This window comes from Agromyces sp. NPDC029043 (genome assembly GCF_055564615.1).
In genome coordinates this window covers 142,978-162,127 of record NZ_JBVHVX010000008.1, presented here as the reverse complement: position 1 = coordinate 162,127, position 19,150 = coordinate 142,978, and the positions used below count along the sequence as shown (strand labels likewise).

Genomic DNA, 19,150 nt, shown 5'->3' with positions numbered 1-19,150 from the left:
CACATTCGGGCCTGCGGCGTGCATAATGGTCGCGGCGGCATGTGTGACCGTGAACATGCCGAGATCGATCGAGGTCACCGTGCCAGAGCCGACGCAGGAATCCGCGCGAGGACGCGCGCCCAGCATCCGCGACGTCGCGCGCCTGGCCGGGGTGTCGCACCAGACCGTGTCGCGCGTGCTCAACCAGCACCCGAGCATCCGCCCGGAGACCAAGCAGCGCGTGCTCGACGTGATGGCCGAGCTCCAGTACAAGCCCAACCGCGCCGCGCGGGCGCTCGTGACCAGCCGGTCGCGCACCATCGGCATCCTCTCGGCGTCGAGCACCCACTACGGGCCCGCGTCGAGCATCGCCGCGATCGAGGCGGCCGCTCGCGAGTCGGGGTACTGGGTCAGCACCGCGAACATCGAGTCGTCCGACGCCGGCTCGATCTCCGACGGGCTCGCGCACCTCGCCGCGCAGGGCATCGAGGGCCTCGTCGTGATCGCGCCGCAGGTGCGCGTGTTCGACACGCTCGCCCAGCTGTCGATCGACGTCCCGTACGTGTCGCTGCAGTCCACGGGTCGCGACCCCGCTCACGCACTGTCGGTCGACCAGATCGCGGGCGCGCGGATGGCGACGAGGCACCTCATCGAGCAGGGCCATCGGCAGATCTACCACCTGACGGGGCCGCGCGACTGGATCGAGGCGGAGGCGCGGATGCGCGGGTTCCTCGACGAGATGGGCGCCCAGGAGGTGCCCACGACCGCGCCGATCCTCGGCGACTGGACGGCCGACTTCGGGTATCACGCCGGGCGGGAGCTCCTGACGGTGCGGGACTTCACCGCGATCTTCGCCTCCAACGACCAGATGGCGCTCGGGGTCATGCACGCGGTGCGCGACGCCGGGCTCGAGATCCCGCGCGATGTCTCGGTCATCGGCTTCGACGACATCCCCGAGGCGGCGCACTTCTGGCCGCCGCTGACCACCGTCCGGCAGGACTTCGCCGAGCTCGGCCGGCGGTGCGTGGCGCTCCTGCTCGGCGACCTCGACGCGTCGGCGCCCGAGTACCGCGGAACGATCGTGCCCGAGCTCGTCGTGCGAGGCTCCGTCGGGCCGCCGGCGTTCTGAGGCTCTCCCGGTTCCCACCGGGCGACGGCAGCGCGTTACCGTTCCGTGACCTTCGACGAGTTGACAGCCGCGGTTCGGGTGTGGCTAACATGTGACTCGCCATGTGAACGGTCACATCGACCGTCACACGGACACGAGATCCACCCCGCCGTCCGATGACGGCCCGCACCGACGACGAGGGAGTCCCGCGTGACCAGCTTCGGCCCGCAGATCGAGGTCGCGATCGCGCGGGTACGCGCCGACGTGGCTCGCCTGCACGCCGAGCTGACCCGGTACGGGCTGGTCGTCTGGACGGGCGGCAACGTCTCGGGCCGCGTGCCCGGCGCCGACCTGTTCGTGATCAAGCCGTCGGGCGTGGGCTACGACGACCTCGCGCCCGAGAACATGATCCTCTGCGACCTCGACGGCAACGTGATCCCCGGCACCCCCGGCTCAGAACGGAGCCCGTCGAGCGACACCGCCGCGCACGCCTACGTGTACCGCCACATGCCCGAGGTCGGCGGTGTCGTGCACACCCACTCGACGTACGCGACCGCCTGGGCCGCGCGTGGCGAGCAGATCCCCTGCGCGATCACGGCGATGGCCGACGAGTTCGGCGGGCCGATCCCGGTCGGGCCGTTCGCGATCATCGGCGACGACTCGATCGGCCGCGGTGTCGTCGAGACGCTGACCGGGCACCGTTCGCGCGCCGTGCTCATGCAGAACCACGGACCGTTCACGATCGGCGCGAACGCGAAGGACGCGGTCAAGGCGGCCGTGATGGTCGAGGACGTGGCCCGCACCGTGCACCTCGCACGCGAGCAGGGCGAGGTGATCCCGATCCCCCAGGAGGACATCGACCGGTTATACGACCGGTACCAGAACGTGTACGGACAGGCGACCGACGCCCGACGTACCGCCCACAACTGAAGAGCTTGCGGCACCCGCGGTTCGGGACGGATGCCGCAGGGAGGTCGGTCGTCATGGACGAGGCCGGCTTTTCGCAACGTCACCAAGACGACGACGTCCATGACCACACAGTGAAAGGACACACCGTGAACAGCACGAAGAAGGTGCTCCTCGCCACGCTGGCGGCCGGTTCGATGCTCGCGCTCGCCGCGTGCTCGGGCGGCGGGGGCGGCGGCGAAGGAGGCGGCGACGGCGGCCTCATCGGCGTCGCGATGCCCACCAAGAGCTCCGAGCGCTGGATCCAGGACGGCGACTCCGTCAAGGAGCAGCTCGAGGAGCAGGGCTTCAGCGTCGACCTCCAGTACGCCGAGGACGACATCCCCACGCAGGTCTCGCAGGTCGAGAACATGATCACCAAGGGCGCGGAGGCCCTGATCATCGCCGCGATCGACGGCACCACGCTGTCGGAGGTCCTCCAGACCGCCGCCGACGCCGACATCCCGGTCATCGCGTACGACCGCCTCATCCGCGACTCCGAGAACGTCGACTACTACGCCTCGTTCGACAACTTCGTCGTCGGCCAGCAGCAGGCCTGGTCGGTGCTGAACGGCCTCGGCCTCACCGAGCTCGACGGCACGCCCATCGACGGCGCGCCCACCGGCCCGTTCAACATCGAGCTGTTCGCCGGCTCGCTCGACGACAACAACGCCTTCTTCTTCTTCGACGGCGCGATGAACGAGCTCCAGCCGCTCATCGATGACGGCACCCTCGTGGTGAAGTCGGGCCAGACCGACATCGAGCAGGTCGCGACGCTCCGCTGGGACGGCGAGACGGCGCAGAGCCGCATGGAGGACATCCTCACGGCCGACTACTCCGACGGCTCGCAGGTCGACGCCGTGCTCTCCCCGTACGACGGCATCTCGCGAGGCATCATCTCGGCCCTCACCGACGCCGGCTACTCGGTCGGCGAGGAGTGGCCGATCATCTCGGGCCAGGACGCCGAGCTCGACTCGGTCAAGGCGATCAACTCCGGTGAGCAGTACGCGACCATCTTCAAGGACACGCGTGAGCTCGCCGTCGTGGCCGTCGACATGGCGACCGCGCTGCTCGAGGGCGAGGAGCCCGAGGTCAACAACACCGAGGACTACGACAACGGCGTGAAGGTCGTGCCGTCGTACCTCCTCGACCCGGTGATCGTCGTCAAGGACAACATCACCGAGGTGCTTGTCGACAGCGGCTACTGGACCGAAGAGGAAATCAACGGCTGATTCGCCGCTGAGCCGAAACGGATGACGCAACCCCGCGTGTCGGGACCTGCGGCGGGAGTACCCTCGCCTCAGGTCCCGGCCGCGGCATCGGTCGCACCGGACGGCGCACCGGCAATGGAGCAGGAGCAAGGATGACCAACCACATTCTCGAGATGCGCGGCATCACCAAGACGTTCCCCGGCGTCAAGGCCCTCTCGAACGTCAACTTCGAGGTGGAGCGCGGCGAGGTGCACGCGATCTGCGGCGAGAACGGCGCCGGCAAGTCGACGCTCATGAAGGTGCTGTCGGGCGTGTACCCGCACGGCACCTACGACGGCGAGATCGTCTTCGAGGGTGAGACGGTCGCCTTCCGCGACCTCACCGACTCCGAGGCCAAGGGCATCGTGATCATCCACCAGGAGCTCGCGCTCAGCCCGTACCTGTCGATCGCGGAGAACATCTTCCTCAACAACGAGCAGAAGGGCGCCGGCGGTCTCATCGACTGGAACAAGACGAACTTCGAGGCCGCGAAGCTGCTCGCCCGGGTCGGCCTGAGGGAGAACCCGACCACGAAGATCCGTGAGATCGGCGTCGGCAAGCAGCAGCTCGTCGAGATCGCGAAGGCGCTGTCGAAGGAGGTCAAGCTCCTCATCCTCGACGAGCCGACCGCCGCACTGAACGACGAGGACTCCGACCACCTGCTCGACCTGATCCTGCACCTGAAGGGGCAGGGCATCACGTCGATCATCATCAGCCACAAGCTGAACGAGATCAAGAAGGTCGCCGACACCGTCACGGTCATCCGCGACGGCAAGACGATCGAGACGATCGCGAAGCAGGATGTCACCGAGGACCGCATCATCAAGGACATGGTGGGTCGCGACCTCGAGCACCGGTACCCCGACCACACGCCGAACATCGGCGAGGAGCTGCTCCGCGTCGAGGACTGGACCGCGCACCACCCGCAGGACACGTCGCGCGTGATCGTCGACAACGTCAACCTCCACGTGCGGGCGGGCGAGATCGTCGGCATCGCGGGGCTCATGGGCGCCGGCCGCACCGAGTTCGCGATGAGCCTGTTCGGCCAGTCCTACGGGTCGAGGATCTCCGGCAAGGTGTTCCTCCGCGGCAAGGAGATCAAGACCCGCACCGTCGCCGAGGCCATCGAGAACGGCATCGCGTACGCGACCGAGGACCGCAAGACCTTCGGGCTCAACCTCATCGAGGACATCAAGCGCAACATCTCGATGGCGTCGCTGCGCAAGCTCGAGAAGTACGGCCTCGTGCACGACAACGAGGAGTACGCGGTCGCGAACGAGTACCGCAAGTCGATGAACATCAAGGCGCCGAACGTGCTCGTGAAGACGGGCAAGCTCTCGGGCGGCAACCAGCAGAAGGTCGTGCTGTCGAAGTGGATCTACTCCGACCCCGACGTGCTGATCCTCGACGAGCCCACGCGCGGCATCGACGTCGGCGCGAAGTACGAGATCTACACGATCATCAACAAGCTCGCAGCCCAGGGGAAGGGGATCATCGTCATCTCCTCCGAGCTGCCCGAGCTGCTCGGCATCTGCGACCGCGTCTACGCCCTCTCCGAGGGCCGGATCACGGGCGAGCTGCCCGTCGAGGAGGCCACGCCCGAGTCGATGCTCAAGCTCATGACCATGGAAAAGCCCCGCTAGCCCGCGGCTGACGGATCACATCAGGAGACATCATGTCGAATCCGAATCCCCCCACCATCGAGGAAACCCATGCGGCGGGCAGCAACGTCAATCCCGTCCAGAACAAGTTCACCGACCGGCTGACGCACGTGCTCAGCGACCTCGGTCGCAACGGCATCTTCATCGCGCTGCTCGCCGTCGTGATCCTGTTCGCGATCCTCACCGACGGCATCCTGCTGCGCCCGCAGAACATCTCGAACCTGGTCGTGCAGAACGGGTACATCCTCGTCCTCGCGATCGGCATGGTGATGGTCATCATCGCCGGTCACATCGACCTGTCGGTCGGTTCGGTCGCCGCGTTCGTCGGCGCGTGCTCCGGCGTGTTCGCGGTGCAATGGGGCCTGCCGTGGTGGCTGGCGGTAGTCCTCTCGCTCGGCATCGGCGCCCTCGTCGGTGTCTGGCAGGGGTGGTGGATCGCCTACGTCGGCATTCCGGCGTTCATCGTGACGCTGGCGGGCATGCTCATCTTCCGCGGCCTCGCGCTCGTCGTGCTCGGCAACGCGAACATCGGCTCGTTCCCCACCGAGTACCGCGCGCTCGGGAACGGCTTCCTCTCGAACGTGTTCGGCGAGTTCGAGCTCGACCCGCTGACGCTCGGCGTCGGCGCGCTCGCGATCGTCATTCTCGTCGTGCAGCAGGTGCGCACGCGCCGCGGTCGCCAGAAGTACGGCCAGGACGTCGAGCCGCTGCCCTGGTTCGTGACGAAGCTCGTGCTGATCTCGGCGGCCATCGGGTTCTTCGCGTACGCGCTGGCGTCGTACAAGGGCATCCCGATCACGCTGATCATCCTCGGCGTGCTGGTGCTCGTGTACAGCGTCGTCATGAACCGCACGGTGTTCGGCCGCCACATCTACGCGATCGGCGGCAACCGCCACGCGGCCGAGCTCTCGGGCATCAAGACGCGCCGCGTGGACTTCTGGCTGTTCGTGAACATGGGCTTCCTCGCGGCCCTGGCCGGACTGATCTTCACGGCCCGGCTGAACCTGGCCGGCCCGAAGGCCGGTGACGGCTTCGAGCTCGAGGCGATCTCGGCCGCCTTCATCGGCGGCGCAGCCGTGCAGGGCGGCGTCGGCACGATCGGCGGCGCGATCATCGGTGGTCTGATCATCGGTGTCCTGAACAACGGCATGTCGATCCTCGGCATCGGCATCGAGTGGCAGCAGGCCGTGAAGGGCCTGGTGCTGCTGCTCGCGGTCGCGTTCGACGTGTACAACAAGCGTCGGTCGGGCGGGAGCTAGTCGCGACGACCTCCAGACGACGAGGGGCGGATGGCGCGTGCCATCCGCCCCTCGTTCGGTTTCGAGCGCTTCTCGAGGGGTCGCGACACGCCGTGCGCCCCTCGGGGCTGACGGCGAGTTGAGACCCCTCGCGGAATCGGCGGGTTGAGGCGCAGCGTCGTTAGCGCTAACATCGACCTTCGTTAGCGCTAACGAAACCAGACGAAGGAGTCGCCGCATGGCGTTCGCACCCCAGATCGAAGCGGCGATCGCCGCCGTGCGTGAGGAAGTCGCGCGGCTGCACGGCGAGCTCACCCGCTACGGGCTGGTCGTCTGGACGGGCGGCAACGTCTCGGGCCGCGTGCCCGGCGCCGACCTCTTCGTGATCAAGCCGTCGGGCGTGGGCTACGACGACCTCGCACCCGAGAACATGATCCTCTGCGACCTCGACGGCAACGTGGTCCCGGGCATACCCGGCTCAGAACGGAGCCCGTCCTCCGACACCGCGGCGCACGCCTACGTGTACCGGCACATGCCCGAGGTCGGCGGGGTCGTGCACACGCACTCGGCGTTCGCCGTCGCGTGGGCCGCGCGCGGCGAGGAGATCCCCTGCGTCATCACGGCGATGGCCGACGAGTTCGGCGGGCCGATCCCGATCGGGCCGTTCGCGATCATCGGCGACGACTCCATCGGCCGCGGCATCGTCGAGACGCTGACCGGACACCGCTCGCGCGCCGTGCTCATGCAGAACCACGGACCGTTCACGATCGGCGCGAACGCGAAGGACGCGGTCAAGGCCGCCGTCATGGTCGAGGACGTCGCGCGCACCGTGCACTTCGCCCGCGAGGCCGGTGAGCTCATCGAGATCCCGCAGGAGGCGATCGACCGCCTCTTCGACCGCTACCAGAACGTCTACGGGCAGACCGGGGACGCCCGTCGATCACCCGCAGCCCGCCAGAGTGGAGACGCACGACGATGAGCGAGAACGTGAACAGGCAGGATGCCGCGCGCGCCGCGATCCTCGAGGGGCGCACGTCGCTCGGCATCGAGTTCGGCTCGACCCGCATCAAGGCGTGCCTCGTCGCCGAGGACCCGACCGTCGTGCTCGCGGTCGGCAGCCACGAGTGGGAGAACGAGTTCGTCGACCGGCGCTGGACGTACTCGCTCGAGGCGGTCGAGGCGGGGCTGCAGGCCGCGTACGCCGACCTCGTCGCGGACGTGCGGCGGCGCTTCGACGTGCAGCCCACGACGTTCGGCGCGATCGGCGTCTCGGCGATGATGCACGGCTACCTCGCCTTCGGCGCCGACGGCGACCTGCTCGTGCCGTTCCGCACGTGGCGCAACACGTCCACGGGCCCGGCGGCCGCGGAGCTCAGCGAGCGGTTCGGGCTCAACATCCCGCTTCGGTGGTCAATCGCGCACCTGCACCAGGCCGTGCTCGACGTGGAACCGCACGTGCCCGATATCCGCTTCGTCACGACCCTGGCCGGGTACGTGCACTGGCGGCTCACCGGGCGCAGCGTGCTCGGCGTGGGCGACGCGTCGGGCATGTTCCCGATCGACGCGGCCACGCACGACTACGACACGCGCCTGCTCGGCATCTACGACGGGCTCGTGGCCGACCGGGCGCCCGGCCTGAAGGTCGCCGAGCTGCTGCCCGAGGTGCTGCCCGCCGGCAAGGAGGCCGGACGGCTCAGCGCCGAGGGCGCCGCCTACCTCGACCCCTCCGGCGCGGTGCAGCCGGGCGTCCCGCTGTGCCCCCCTGAGGGCGACGCGGGCACCGGCATGGTCGCGACGAACGCGGTCGCGCCGCGCACCGGCAACGTCAGCGCGGGCACGAGCATCTTCGCGATGGTCGTGCTCGAGCGCCCGCTCGCGCACGCGCATCACGAGCTCGACCTCGTCACGACGCCGGCCGGCGACCCCGTCGCGATGGTGCACTGCAACAACGGCGCGAGCGAGCTCGCCGCGTGGGCCGGGGTGTTCGCCCGGTTCGCCACGGCCGCCGGTGCCGCCGTCGACTCCGACGCGGTGTTCGAGGTGCTGTTCCGCGAGGCGCTCGAGGGCGAGGCCGACGCCGGGGGACTGCTCGCCTACAACCACCTCTCGGGCGAGCCGATCGCCGGGCTCGCCGAGGGCCGGCCGATGATCGTCCGAACGCCCGACAGCCGCCTCACCCTTGCGAACCTCATGCGCGCCCAGCTTTACGGCGTGTACGGCACGCTCGCGCTCGGCATGCGCGTGCTCGCGGGCGAGGGCGTCGAGATCGACCGCATGTACGCGCACGGCGGCATCTTCCGCACCGCCGGCGTGGCGCAGCGGCTCCTCGCCGGCGCCCTCGACGCACCGGTTGCGGTCGGCGAGACGGCGTCTGAGGGCGGCGCCTGGGGGATGGCGGTGCTCGCGTCGTACCTCGGCTCCTCCGCCGAGCTCGACCTCGGCGGCTACCTCGACCAGCGCGTCTTCGCGTCCGCCCGCTTCGACACCGTCGACCCCGACCCGACCGACGTCGCCGGATTCTCCGCCTACCTCGACCGGTACCGCGCCGGCCTGGCCGCGGAGGCGGCCGCCGTCGAGGCGCTCTGAGTCGACCTCGACTCGAACAGAACTCGAACAGAACTCGAACTCGAACTCCACCAGAAGGACACGCACATGACCCGCACTCCGCTCACCACCTCGCTCGACGGCTACGAGGTCTGGTTCCTCACCGGCAGCCAGCACCTGTACGGCCCCGAGACCCTCAAGCAGGTCGCCGAGCAGTCGCGCCAGGTCGCCGAGACGCTCGACGCGGCGTCCGCGGTGCCCGTGAAGATCGTCTGGAAGCCGGTGCTCACCGACTCCGACGCCATCCGCCGCACCGCGCTCGAGGCCAACGCAGCCGACAACGTCATCGGGCTCGTCGCGTGGATGCACACCTTCAGCCCCGCGAAGATGTGGATCGCCGGCCTCGACGCGCTGCAGAAGCCGCTCGCGCACCTGCACACGCAGGCGAACGTCGAGCTGCCGTGGGGAGAGATCGACTTCGACTTCATGAACCTCAACCAGGCCGCGCACGGCGACCGCGAGTTCGGGTACATCCAGACGCGCCTCGGCGTGCCGCGCAAGACGATCGTCGGGCATGCGAGCGACCCGCGCGTGCAGGCCGAGCTCGGCACGTGGCAGCGCGCGGCGGCCGGCCTCGCGGCCTCGCGCACGCTGAAGCTCGCGCGCTTCGGTGACAACATGCGCTTCGTCGCGGTCACCGAGGGCGACAAGACCGAGGCCGAGCTGCGCTTCGGCGTGCAGGTCAACACCTGGGGCGTCAACGAGCTCGCCGAGGCGGTGGCCGCGGCATCCGACGCCGACGTCGATGCGCTCGTCGCCGAGTACGAGGAGCTCTACGAGGTCGTGCCCGAGCTGCGTAAGGGCGGCGAGCGCCACCAGTCGCTGCGCGACGGCGCGGCGATCGAGCTGGGCCTGCGCTCGTTCCTCGAAGAGGGCGGCTTCGGCGCGTTCACCACGTCGTTCGAGGACCTGGGCGCACTGAAGCAGCTGCCGGGCCTCGCGGTGCAGCGCCTCATGGCCGAGGGCTACGGCTTCGGCGCCGAGGGCGACTGGAAGACCGCCATCCTCGTGCGCGTCGCGAACGTGATGGGCGCGGGCCTGCCCGGCGGCGCCTCGCTCATGGAGGACTACACCTACGACCTCACCCCCGGCGACGAGCTCATCCTCGGCGCGCACATGCTCGAGGTCTCGCCGTCGCTCACGACGTCGAAGCCGACGCTGGAGATCCACCCGCTCGGCATCGGCGGCAAGGAGGACCCGGTCCGCCTCGTCTTCACCGCCGACCCGGGCCCCGCGGTGGTGGTCGCGCTGAGCGACATGCGCGACCGGTTCCGCCTCACGGCGAACGTCGTCGAGAACGTCGAGCTGCGGCATCCGCTGCCCAAGCTGCCCGTGGGCCGCGCGGTCTGGAAGCCCGCTCCCGACTTCCAGACCTCGGCCGCCGCGTGGCTGACCGCCGGCGCCGCGCACCACACGGTCATGTCGACCGCGGTGGGCGTCGAGGTGTTCCGCGACTTCGCCGACATGGCCAAGGCCGAGCTGCTCGTCATCGACGAGGACACCACCCTGCCCGGTTTCCAGCGCGAGGTGCGCTGGAACCAGGCCTACTACCGACTGGCGCAGGGTCTCTGAGCGAGGCGCGCATGAGCGGAGCGAACGCGGCGGGGCGGGAGGTGGATCCGGCCCCCGCGCCCGTCGCGTCCGCTCCGGCGGGCGGGGGCGACACTGCGGCGGATGGCGCGGCCCCGGCGCCTGATCCCACCTCCGTGCCGACCATGTTCGACGTGGCCAAGCACGCCGGGGTGTCGCACCAGACGGTCTCGCGCGTGCTCAACGACCTGCCCGGGGTCGCCGCCGCGACGCGCGTGCGCGTGCAGCGGGCGATGGCCGACCTGAACTACGCGCCGTCGCCCACCGCGCGGGCCATGGCGCGGCGCAAGTCGGGCTCGATCGGGCTGATCCAGGCCGGCCGGCCCGACTACGGGCCGTCGAGCGCGGCCCTCGGCTTCAACGAGGCGGCTCGCGAGGCCGGGTACGCCGTGAGCCAGGCGAGCATGCGCGCCCTCGACGCCGACGCGCTCACCCAGGCCGTGCACCGGCTCGTGCTGCAGCGCGTGGAGGCCATCGTGCTCATCTCGGGCGAGCGCGAGGGCGTCGACGTGCTCCGCGGCATCGACGCGGGCGTGCCCGTCGTCGCCGTCGCCTCCGAGGACTCGCCGGGCACGCACCGGGTCTCGTTCGACCAGGCGGCAGGCGCCCGGCTCGCGACCGAGCATCTCATCGGGCTGGGGCACCGGCGCATCGCGCACGTCGCGGGTCCGGCGGATTCGATGGATGCCGCCGAGCGCCGCCGCGGATCCGCGGCCGCGCTCGACGCCCACGGGCTCGAGCAGCGGTCGCCCATCGAGGGTGACTGGCTCGCGGCATCCGGTCACGCCGCCGGTCGGCTGCTGCTGGCCGACGGATGGGCCACCGCCGTGTTCGTCGGCAACGACCAGATGTCGCTCGGGCTGCTGGCGGCGTGCCATGAGGCGGGCGTCGACGTGCCATCCGATCTCAGTGTCGTCGGCTTCGACGACATCCCCGAGGCGGCGTTCTTCACGCCCGCGCTCACGACCATGCGGCAGGACTTCGACACGCTCGGCCGAGACATCATGGCGACCGTGCTCGACGTGCTCCGCGACGAGCCGTCGGCGCCCGACCGCACGGCGCGCGTGCCCGAGCTCGTCGTGCGCGCGAGCACCGCGCCGTGGTCGGCCTGAGTGCGCGGGGGTCGGCCCGAATGCATGAGGATCCGGGGGATGGGCCGGTGGAGGGCCGCATCTCCCGGATCCTCATGCATTCGGTCCGAGTGCCGCCCGCGTCTCAGGCGGCCGAGTAGTCGGGCAGCTGCTGCAGCGTCCAGCGGTTGCCGTCGGGATCGCGGAGCGTGATGAATCGACCCCACGCCTGCTCGTCGACGCCGTCGCACTCGACGCCCTTCGCGCGGAGCTCGGCGAGCGCGGCGTCGGCGTCGGGGATCACGACCTGGATGACATCGAGCGACCCCGGCTCGAGCGTGGCGCCCAGGCCCTCGCCGATCGCGATCGAGCAGGCCGACCCGGGCGGGGTGAGCTGCACGAACCGCAGGTCGTCGCTCACGCGCTGGTCGTGGTCGGCGTTGAAGCCGAGCTTGTCGACGTAGAACGCCTTCGCGCGGTCGACGTCGCTGACGGGCACGTGGATGAGCTCGATCTTCCAGTCCATGGTGGGTCCTCCGGTTCGGGCCGGGCGTCGTGCCCGGCATCGGTGACTTCTGCGACCAGCGTCGCGCGGCTTGCGGTCAGTTCCTGTCCGGAATGCCCGTTGCGCGCACAGCGACACGCTACGCCCGACGCGACATCCGCGTCGGTGGAAGGATGGACCGCATGACCACGCTCAACATCACGGGGGATGCTGCCGCCGACCAGCTCCTGAGCGAGGATGCCTTCGCCCTGCTCGTCGGCATGCTGCTCGACCAGCAGGTCGCGATGGAGACCGCGTTCGCGGGGCCGCTGAAGATCCGCGACCGCATCGGCTCGATCAAGCCCGAGACCATCGCCGCGGTCGACCCCGACCATCTCGTCGACGTCTTCAAGGAAACGCCGGCGGTGCACCGCTACCCGGGGTCGATGGCCGGGCGTGTCCAGGCGCTCGCCAATGCGGTGCGCGACGACTGGAACAGCGACGCCGCCGCGATCTGGACGCAGGGCGATCCCGACGGCCCCGAGGTGCTGCGTCGCCTCAAGGCCCTGCCGGGCTTCGGCGACCAGAAGGCGAAGATCTTCCTCGCCCTGCTCGGCAAGCAGATGGGCCTACAGGCGGCCGGATGGCGCGAGGCCGCCGGTCACTACGGCGACGACGGATGCTTCGCCTCCGTCGCCGACATCACCGACCCCGAGTCGCTCGCCAAGGTGCGCGCGACCAAGCAGGCCGCGAAGGCCGCCGCGAAGTCCGCGAAGTCATGACCGCTCCGCGGCTGCGGGCCGTGTCGCGCGCTCGTGCCACGCCGGCGCGGTCGCGTCGAGCAGCGCACCCCAGTCGGTCGGCGTCACGCCGAACGCGTCCGTCGTCTCGGTCGCGTCGACCACGAACGGCCGCTCGAACTGGTACAGCACGCCGGTGACCTCACGCATGATCGGCACGACGGTGCCTCCGGCGGCGAGCACCCAGCGCGGCATCCGTCGCAGCCGGGGTCGGCCCGTGCCGGCGCGCTCGCCGAGGGCGCGCAGCACGTCGCGCACGCTCACGGGCGGGTTCGACGGGACGAGCCACGCCGAGCCCCAGGCGCGCTGATCGCGCCCGAGCGCCTCGAGGGTCGCGGCGACGTCGTCGACCGCGGTCCAGCTGTGGGGCGCGTCGGCGTCGCCGAACACCGTCGCCCGGCGCCCCGCGAGCGTCTTCGCGGCGTACATCGGAAGCAGGCCGTTCGAGGTCGGCACGGTCGGACCGAGGTAGTCCGATGCGCGCGCCTCGGTCGCGCGAACGCGTCCGGCCTCGTGCGCGGCGAGCGCATCCTCCCACATGCGAGCGCGCAGCGCTCCCTTGTGATCGGTCGGCCGAAGAGGGGTGTCGCGCCGCATCGGGCCGTCGACCGGTCCGTAGCCGTACAGGTTGCTCATCGTCACGAGCACGGCGCCCGATGCCTCGGCGGCCCGGAGGATCGACGCGGCGAGCGGCGGCCAGACGCGTTCCCACCGCGGGTACGCGCCGGGGTTCGCGCAGTTGTAGACGACGACGGCCCCGCCGGCGGCGTCGGCCAGGCGCGCGGGGTCGCTCGCGTCGAGCGCGACCCGTTCGACGAGCGGATGGCTCGGGCCGCCGCCCGAACGCGTGACGACGCGCACGCGCGTGCCGCCGTGCGCCAGCCGCAGCGCGAGCGCGGTGCCAACGGGTCCGGCACCGACGACGAGGTGGAACGGCTCGGTCATGTCGAGCATCCTGCCGCATCCCCATGACGCACGGATGAACCGTCCGACGCGCTCCGCCCTGGATCGAGTTGCCGCTTCCGCCGGGAGCCCACGCCGCGATCCCGGCGGAACCGGCATCTCGCGGCTCGGGGGTGGGTCGAGCGCCAGTGGCGGCGTCGGCGAACATGAGCGCTCACATTCCTGGGCGGGCGAGTGCGGACCGGCATCCGCCTGCGCTCTTGATCGGCCGTCGAACGGGCGGCGGCGGCGGATTCCCGGGCCGCGCGGGTGCGCGATCGATCTCTTGCGAAATTCACTCTTGTGAGCGCTCACTTGTGAGCGCTAACATCACGATGCGGCCCGAACGGACTGGCCGCCCGGCGCACCGAGACTCCGCAGCAGCCCGCCGCCGGCACGTGAACAAGGAGGTTCCAGCTGATGAAGAAGCTCATCGGCATCGCCGCCGCCGGCGCGATGCTCGTAGCCCTGGCCGGTTGTGCAAGCGGCGGCGGCGACGCTGCCGCGGAAGGCCCCAAGCCGCTCGACGAACTCGTCGTCGGGTTCGCCCAGGTCGGCGCCGAGTCGGGTTGGCGCACGGCCAACACGAAGGACATCCAGGCCGCCTTCGAGGAGGCCGGCATCGAGCTCAAGTTCTCCGACGCCCAGCAGAAGCAGGAGAACCAGATCAAGGCGATCCGCTCGTACATCCAGCAGGACGTCGACTACATCGCCTTCTCGCCGGTCGTCGAGACCGGATGGGACGCGGTGCTCAACGAGGCCAAGGCCGCCGGCATCCCCGTGGTGCTCACCGACCGCGCCGTCGACTCGCAGGACGAGTCGCTCTACGTGAGCTTCCTCGGCTCCGACTTCATCGAGGAGGGCAAGAAGGCCGGCCTCTGGGTGCTCGACGAGTACAAGGACGCGACCGAGCCGGTCGACATCGTGCAGCTCGAGGGCACGACGGGCGCCGCACCGGCGATCGACCGTGCCGAGGGCTTCGCCGACGTCATCCGCCAGAACTCGAATCTGCAGGTCGTGGCGAGCCAGACCGGCGACTTCACCCGCGCCGGCGGCAAGCAGGTCATGGAGGCGCTGCTGAAGTCGAACCCCGACATCGACCTCGTCTACGCCCACAACGACGACATGGGCCTGGGCGCGATCGAGGCGATCGAGGCGGCGGGCCTGAAGCCCGGCGAGGACATCAAGATCGTCACGGTCGACGCGGTCAAGGACGGCATGCAGGCGCTCGCCGACGGCAAGATCAACTTCATCGTGGAGTGCTCGCCGCTGCTCGGCAAGCAGCTGGTCGAGATCATCACGACCCTCAACGACGGTGGCGAGGTCGAGAAGCGCATCATCACCGAGGAGACGACCTTCAACCAGGAGCAGGCCATCGAGGCTCTGCCCGACCGGCAGTACTGAGCCCGAGGGGCGGATGTCGCGGCATCCGCCCCTCGGACCCGCCGGGTGCGCGGCGTCCAAGCGCGCACCCGCCGTTCCCCTCCTCTCGACCCACGGCAACGCACGAGCGGATGCCGCCACCACACCTCGATGGAGAGACACGTGACCCAGGCACCAGCCACGCCGGCGCCGGTCGTCGAGATGCGCGACATCTCGATCACCTTCCCGGGCGTCAAGGCGCTCGACGGCGTCGACTTCCGCATGTTCCCGGGCGAGGTGCACTCGCTCATGGGCGAGAACGGCGCCGGGAAGTCGACGCTCATCAAGGCGCTCACGGGCGTCTATGGCATCGACTCCGGCACGATCACGCTGGCGGGCGAGCAGGTCTCGTTCAGCGGCCCGGCCCAGGCCCAGGCCGCGGGCATCGCGACCGTGTACCAGGAGGTGAACCTCCTGCCGAACCTGTCGGTCGCCGAGAACATCCTGCTCGGGCGCGAGCCCCGGCGGTTCGGCTCGGTCGACTGGCGCGAGATGCGCCCACGCTCGCGCGCGATCCTCGCGGGGCTCGGCCTCGAGATCGACCCGGGCTCGCTCCTCGGCGACCATTCGCTCGCGGTGCAGCAGCTCGTGGCTATCGCGCGCGCGATCGACGTGAACGCGAAGGTCCTGATCCTCGACGAGCCGACCTCGTCGCTCGACACCGACGAGGTCGCCGAGCTGTTCCGCGTCATCCGCTCGCTCAAGGACCAGGGCGTCGCCATCCTGTTCGTCTCGCATTTCCTCGACCAGGTGTACGAGATCTGCGACCGCCTCACGGTGCTGCGCAACGGCAAGCTGGTGGGCGAGTACCTCGTCGACGAGCTGCTGCGCATCGACCTCGTGCAGAAGATGATCGGCAAGGAGTTCACCGCGCTCGACGAGCTCGAGCAGCGCGTCCACACGGCGGTGGTCGACGAATCGGATGCCGCGACCTTCGTCTCGGCCGAGGGGCTCGGGCGTCGCGGCGCGATCAATCCCGCCGACCTCCCGATCGCGGCCGGCGAGGTCGTGGGCCTGGCGGGCCTGCTCGGCTCCGGCCGGACGGAGTTCGCGCGCCTGCTCGGCGGCATCGACCGGGCCGACACGGGCGAGCTGACCATCCGCGGCGAGACCGTGAAGCTGCGCACGCCGCGCCAGGCGATCTCCAAGCGCATCGCGTTCTCGAGCGAGAACCGGCGCGACGAGGGCATCGTCGGCGACCTCACGGTGCGCGACAACATCGTGCTCGCGCTGCAGGCCGATCGCGGCTGGTTCCGACCCATCCCGAAGAAGAAGCAGGACGAGCTCGCGCAGTCCTACATCCAGGCCCTCAACATCCGACCCGGCAACCCCGACGCGCTCGTGCGCAACCTCTCGGGCGGCAACCAGCAGAAGGTGCTGCTCGCGCGGTGGCTCGCGATCGCACCCCGCCTGCTGATCCTCGACGAGCCAACGCGCGGCATCGACATCGGGGCGAAGGCCGAGATCCAGAAGCTCGTCTTCAACCTCGCCGAGAACGGCATGAGCGTGCTGTTCATCTCGGCCGAGCTCGAGGAGGTGCTGCGGCTCAGCCACCGCGTCGTGGTGCTCCGCGACCGGCACGTCGTCGCGGACCTCGAGAACGACGGCCTCACGGTCGACTCGCTGCTGGCGCTCATCGCCGACGGCCGGGTCGCGTCCGACGACGAGGCGCTCGATGAGCTGGCCGATGGCCCGACGGCGACATCAGGTGCGGCAGCGCCCGCGGCCGTCGCGGCCGGCATCCCCGCGACATCCGGCACCCCCGTGACATCCGTCACCCCCGAACCCACCGATCCTGCCGCAGGAGGCACCCGATGAGCGCCCTGCTCGCCCGCATCGTCGCCAGCCGGCTGTTCTGGCCGGTCGTGATGCTGCTCGTCCTGTTCGCGATCAACCTGATCGCGTTCCCCGGCTTCTTCACGATCACCGTCCGCGAGGGGCACCTGTTCGGCAGCCTCATCGACATCCTCCGCAACGGTGCGCCGACGCTCATCATCGCGGTCGGGATGACCCTGGTCATCGCCACCCGCGGCATCGACCTCTCGGTCGGCGCGGTCGCCGCGATCTCGGGCGCGGTCGCGTGCTCGATCATCCTCGGGTCGCCCGAGCCTGCGAGCCCGGCGACCGTCGCGGTCGCCGTCGCCGTGGCGCTGCTCATCTCCCTGGTGCTCGGCGTGTGGAACGGGTTCCTGGTCGCCGTGCTCGGCATCCAGCCGATCATCGCGACGCTGATCCTCATGACCGCGGGCCGCGGCGTCGCGATGCTCATCACCGAGGGCCAGATCATCACCGTGAACAGCCCGCCGTTCAAGGCGCTCGGCTCGGGCTTCTGGCTCGGGTTCCCGATCGCGGCCATCATCGCGGCCGTCGTGTTCGGCGCCGCGGCGCTCATCACCCGCCGCACCGCGCTCGGCATGTTCATCGAGTCGGTCGGCATCAACCCCGAAGCGAGCCGCCAGGCCGGCGTGCGCGCCCGCGGGCTGCTGTTCGCCGTCTACACGTTCAGCGCGTTCTGCGCGGCTATCGCGGGCCTCATCCTCACCGCCAACACCGCGGCGGCGGATGCCAACAACACGGGCCTGTTCATCGAGCTCGACGCGATCCTCGCGGTCGTCATCGGCGGCACGTCGCTCGCCGGCGGCCGGTACACGCTGCTCGGCACGCTGGTCGGGGCGCTCGTCATCCAGACCCTCGTGACCACGGTCTACACGGTCGGCATCCCGCCGATCGCGACCATGGTGTTCAAGGCGGCCGTCGTCACCGTCGTCTGCCTTCTCCAGTCGCCGACCACGGCCGAGGCGCTCAGCGGGTTCCGCAGACGCCTCGCCGTCCGAGCCGGGAAGGGGCTCGCCGCATCATGACCAAGCTGCTCGACGCCCCCGACCGCCCCTCGCGCGGCGGCTCCCGGCGCGTGGCGCGCCCCACCCGCGGCACCGGCCGCGGGGCCGCCGGACGAGGCCGGGGCACCGGCCCCGCGCCATCCGGCGGCAGCCCGATCGCCCGCGCGGGCCGCTCCGCCGCCGCGCTCCTGACGAGCCCCAAGTACGGGCCTGTGACGGTCACCGCCATCCTGTTCGTCGCGGTGTTCGTCGTCGGCGGCATCCGCTACCGCGGATTCTTCTCGGGGCAGGTGTTCCTCAACCTGCTCGTCGACAACGCGTACCTCATCGTGCTCGCGGTCGGCATGACGTTCGTGATCCTGACGGGCGGCATCGACCTGTCGGTCGGCGCGGTCGTCGCGCTGTCGGGCATGATCGCGGCGAGCCTGCTGCAGACCGGATGGTCGCCGGGGGCGGTGATCCCGCTGATCCTGGTGCTCACCAGCGTGCTCGGCCTGCTCGTCGGCCTCATGATCCACGTGTTCAAGGTGCAGCCGTTCATCGCGACGTTGGCGGCGATGTTCCTCGCGCGGGGCCTCTGCTACGTGATCAGCCAGTCGTCGATCTCGATCACCGACCCGACGTTCGTGCAGCTCGCGGTCTCGCGCATCCCGCTCGGCGGCGGCATGTCGATCACGCCGAGCGTGATCATCGCGCTGGTGGTGGTCGCGCTCGCCGTGTGGGTGCTGCACGGCACGCGCTTCGGCCGCACGGTGTACGCGATCGGCGGCAGCGAGACATCCGGTCTGCTCATGGGCCTGCCGGTCGCGCGCACCAAGGTGCTCGTGTACGTGATCTCGGGCTTCTGCTCGGGCCTGGCGGGCGTGCTGTTCACGTTCTACACGCTCTCGGGCTACCCGCTCACGGCCATCGGCACCGAGCTCGACGCGATCGCCGCGGTCGTCATCGGCGGCACGCTGCTCACCGGTGGGTACGGGTTCGTGCTCGGCTCGGTGCTCGGCGTGCTCGTGCTCGGCGTGATCCAGACGATCATCACGTTCGAGGGCACGCTCTCGTCGTGGTGGACGAAGATCTTCATCGGCGCGCTGCTGCTGGTGTTCATCATCCTCCAGAAGGTGCTCACCGCCAGACGGCGTTGACGCGCAGCGGATGGCGCAGGGCCCGGCGTCGAGCCGGGCCTTGCCCCTCCCCGTTCCGGCAGGTCCGGGCGGGATAAT

At 70.1% G+C, this 19,150-nt stretch carries 16 protein-coding genes; 14 read left to right on the top strand and 2 right to left on the bottom strand.

The genetic code is table 11. The annotated features are described in order from the left end of the window. Nucleotides 1-55: 55 nt before the first annotated feature. The 9 genes from ACZ4TW_RS12320 to ACZ4TW_RS12280 all read left to right on the top strand — a co-directional run bounded on the left by ACZ4TW_RS12320 (nt 56) and on the right by ACZ4TW_RS12280 (nt 11,487). Nucleotides 56-1,108: a LacI family DNA-binding transcriptional regulator gene (locus tag ACZ4TW_RS12320; protein ID WP_465543011.1), complete on the top strand. Its 1,053-nt coding sequence runs from the start codon at nt 56-58 to the stop codon at nt 1,106-1,108. 189 nt (nt 1,109-1,297) lie between these two features. Continuing rightward, complete coding sequence (locus tag ACZ4TW_RS12315; RefSeq protein ID WP_465543010.1) at nt 1,298-2,017, top strand: L-ribulose-5-phosphate 4-epimerase; 720 nt, start codon at nt 1,298-1,300, stop codon at nt 2,015-2,017. A gap of 173 nt (nt 2,018-2,190) precedes the next feature. Further along, nucleotides 2,191-3,264: a multiple monosaccharide ABC transporter substrate-binding protein gene (gene chvE, locus ACZ4TW_RS12310; RefSeq protein ID WP_465543059.1), complete on the top strand. Its 1,074-nt coding sequence runs from the start codon at nt 2,191-2,193 to the stop codon at nt 3,262-3,264. Between the two features lie 131 nt (nt 3,265-3,395). Further along, nucleotides 3,396-4,925, top strand: coding sequence for a multiple monosaccharide ABC transporter ATP-binding protein (gene mmsA / locus ACZ4TW_RS12305; protein WP_465543009.1), 1,530 nt, complete (start codon nt 3,396-3,398; stop codon nt 4,923-4,925). A gap of 32 nt (nt 4,926-4,957) precedes the next feature. Beyond that, nucleotides 4,958-6,202: a multiple monosaccharide ABC transporter permease gene (gene mmsB, locus ACZ4TW_RS12300; RefSeq protein ID WP_465543008.1), complete on the top strand. Its 1,245-nt coding sequence runs from the start codon at nt 4,958-4,960 to the stop codon at nt 6,200-6,202. 217 nt (nt 6,203-6,419) lie between these two features. Beyond that, nucleotides 6,420-7,160, top strand: a complete 741-nt coding sequence (locus ACZ4TW_RS12295) for an L-ribulose-5-phosphate 4-epimerase (protein WP_465543007.1) — start codon at nt 6,420-6,422, stop codon at nt 7,158-7,160. Next, a complete protein-coding gene (locus ACZ4TW_RS12290) occupies nt 7,157-8,767 on the top strand; it encodes a xylulokinase (RefSeq protein ID WP_465543006.1) in 1,611 nt (536 codons plus the stop codon). The genes ACZ4TW_RS12295 and ACZ4TW_RS12290 overlap by 4 nt, the downstream gene beginning before the upstream one ends. 66 nt (nt 8,768-8,833) lie before the next feature. Continuing rightward, the gene (araA, locus tag ACZ4TW_RS12285; protein WP_465543005.1) at nt 8,834-10,357 is read left to right on the top strand and encodes an L-arabinose isomerase; all 1,524 of its coding nucleotides are present in this window, start codon (nt 8,834-8,836) and stop codon (nt 10,355-10,357) included. 11 nt (nt 10,358-10,368) lie between these two features. Beyond that, nucleotides 10,369-11,487, top strand: a complete 1,119-nt coding sequence (locus ACZ4TW_RS12280; RefSeq protein ID WP_465543004.1) for a LacI family DNA-binding transcriptional regulator — start codon at nt 10,369-10,371, stop codon at nt 11,485-11,487. A 103-nt stretch (nt 11,488-11,590) separates the two neighbouring features. On the opposite strand, the gene ACZ4TW_RS12275 is transcribed toward ACZ4TW_RS12280, so the two are convergent. After that, complete coding sequence (locus tag ACZ4TW_RS12275; RefSeq protein ID WP_465543003.1) at nt 11,591-11,971, bottom strand: glyoxalase superfamily protein; 381 nt, start codon at nt 11,969-11,971, stop codon at nt 11,591-11,593. A gap of 152 nt (nt 11,972-12,123) precedes the next feature. Here ACZ4TW_RS12275 and ACZ4TW_RS12270 point away from each other — a divergent pair, with 152 nt between their 5' ends. Continuing rightward, nucleotides 12,124-12,711, top strand: a complete 588-nt coding sequence (locus ACZ4TW_RS12270; RefSeq protein ID WP_465543002.1) for an HhH-GPD-type base excision DNA repair protein — start codon at nt 12,124-12,126, stop codon at nt 12,709-12,711. Here ACZ4TW_RS12270 and ACZ4TW_RS12265 read toward each other — a convergent pair. Further along, nucleotides 12,706-13,674 carry an NAD-dependent epimerase/dehydratase family protein gene (locus tag ACZ4TW_RS12265; protein WP_465543001.1) on the bottom strand — a complete coding sequence of 323 codons (969 nt, stop codon included), beginning with the start codon at nt 13,672-13,674 and terminating at the stop codon, nt 12,706-12,708. The genes ACZ4TW_RS12270 and ACZ4TW_RS12265 overlap by 6 nt on opposite strands. Nucleotides 13,675-14,091: 417 nt before the next feature. Between ACZ4TW_RS12265 and ACZ4TW_RS12260 the strand changes: the two genes are divergently transcribed. From ACZ4TW_RS12260 to yjfF, 4 genes are all read left to right on the top strand, one after another. Then, nucleotides 14,092-15,075, top strand: a complete 984-nt coding sequence (locus tag ACZ4TW_RS12260; protein ID WP_465543000.1) for an ABC transporter substrate-binding protein — start codon at nt 14,092-14,094, stop codon at nt 15,073-15,075. A 180-nt stretch (nt 15,076-15,255) separates the two neighbouring features. Then, entirely contained in the window at nt 15,256-16,911 is a 1,656-nt protein-coding gene (locus ACZ4TW_RS12255; RefSeq protein ID WP_465543058.1) for a sugar ABC transporter ATP-binding protein, read from the top strand. Next, complete coding sequence (locus tag ACZ4TW_RS12250; protein WP_465542999.1) at nt 16,908-17,954, top strand: ABC transporter permease; 1,047 nt, start codon at nt 16,908-16,910, stop codon at nt 17,952-17,954. The genes ACZ4TW_RS12255 and ACZ4TW_RS12250 overlap by 4 nt, the downstream gene beginning before the upstream one ends. Beyond that, entirely contained in the window at nt 17,951-19,072 is a 1,122-nt protein-coding gene (gene yjfF, locus ACZ4TW_RS12245; RefSeq protein ID WP_465542998.1) for a galactofuranose ABC transporter, permease protein YjfF, read from the top strand. Before ACZ4TW_RS12250 ends, yjfF begins: the two co-directional genes overlap by 4 nt. Nucleotides 19,073-19,150 lie beyond the last annotated feature (78 nt).

Bases quoted from the DNA above. Each gene is read 5' to 3' on its own strand.
- ACZ4TW_RS12275 (WP_465543003.1), bottom strand. From the start codon at position 11,971: ATGGACTGGAAGATCGAGCTCATCCACGTGCCCGTCAGCGACGTCGAC.
- yjfF (WP_465542998.1), top strand. From the start codon at position 17,951: ATGACCAAGCTGCTCGACGCCCCCGACCGCCCCTCGCGCGGCGGCTCC.
- ACZ4TW_RS12250 (WP_465542999.1), top strand. From the start codon at position 16,908: ATGAGCGCCCTGCTCGCCCGCATCGTCGCCAGCCGGCTGTTCTGGCCG.
- ACZ4TW_RS12295 (WP_465543007.1), top strand. From the start codon at position 6,420: ATGGCGTTCGCACCCCAGATCGAAGCGGCGATCGCCGCCGTGCGTGAG.
- mmsA (WP_465543009.1), top strand. From the start codon at position 3,396: ATGACCAACCACATTCTCGAGATGCGCGGCATCACCAAGACGTTCCCC.
- ACZ4TW_RS12290 (WP_465543006.1), top strand. From the start codon at position 7,157: ATGAGCGAGAACGTGAACAGGCAGGATGCCGCGCGCGCCGCGATCCTC.
- ACZ4TW_RS12260 (WP_465543000.1), top strand. From the start codon at position 14,092: ATGAAGAAGCTCATCGGCATCGCCGCCGCCGGCGCGATGCTCGTAGCC.
- mmsB (WP_465543008.1), top strand. From the start codon at position 4,958: ATGTCGAATCCGAATCCCCCCACCATCGAGGAAACCCATGCGGCGGGC.
- ACZ4TW_RS12320 (WP_465543011.1), top strand. From the start codon at position 56: ATGCCGAGATCGATCGAGGTCACCGTGCCAGAGCCGACGCAGGAATCC.
- ACZ4TW_RS12255 (WP_465543058.1), top strand. From the start codon at position 15,256: ATGCGCGACATCTCGATCACCTTCCCGGGCGTCAAGGCGCTCGACGGC.
- chvE (WP_465543059.1), top strand. From the start codon at position 2,191: ATGCTCGCGCTCGCCGCGTGCTCGGGCGGCGGGGGCGGCGGCGAAGGA.
- ACZ4TW_RS12270 (WP_465543002.1), top strand. From the start codon at position 12,124: ATGGACCGCATGACCACGCTCAACATCACGGGGGATGCTGCCGCCGAC.
- ACZ4TW_RS12265 (WP_465543001.1), bottom strand. From the start codon at position 13,674: ATGACCGAGCCGTTCCACCTCGTCGTCGGTGCCGGACCCGTTGGCACC.
- araA (WP_465543005.1), top strand. From the start codon at position 8,834: ATGACCCGCACTCCGCTCACCACCTCGCTCGACGGCTACGAGGTCTGG.
- ACZ4TW_RS12280 (WP_465543004.1), top strand. From the start codon at position 10,369: ATGAGCGGAGCGAACGCGGCGGGGCGGGAGGTGGATCCGGCCCCCGCG.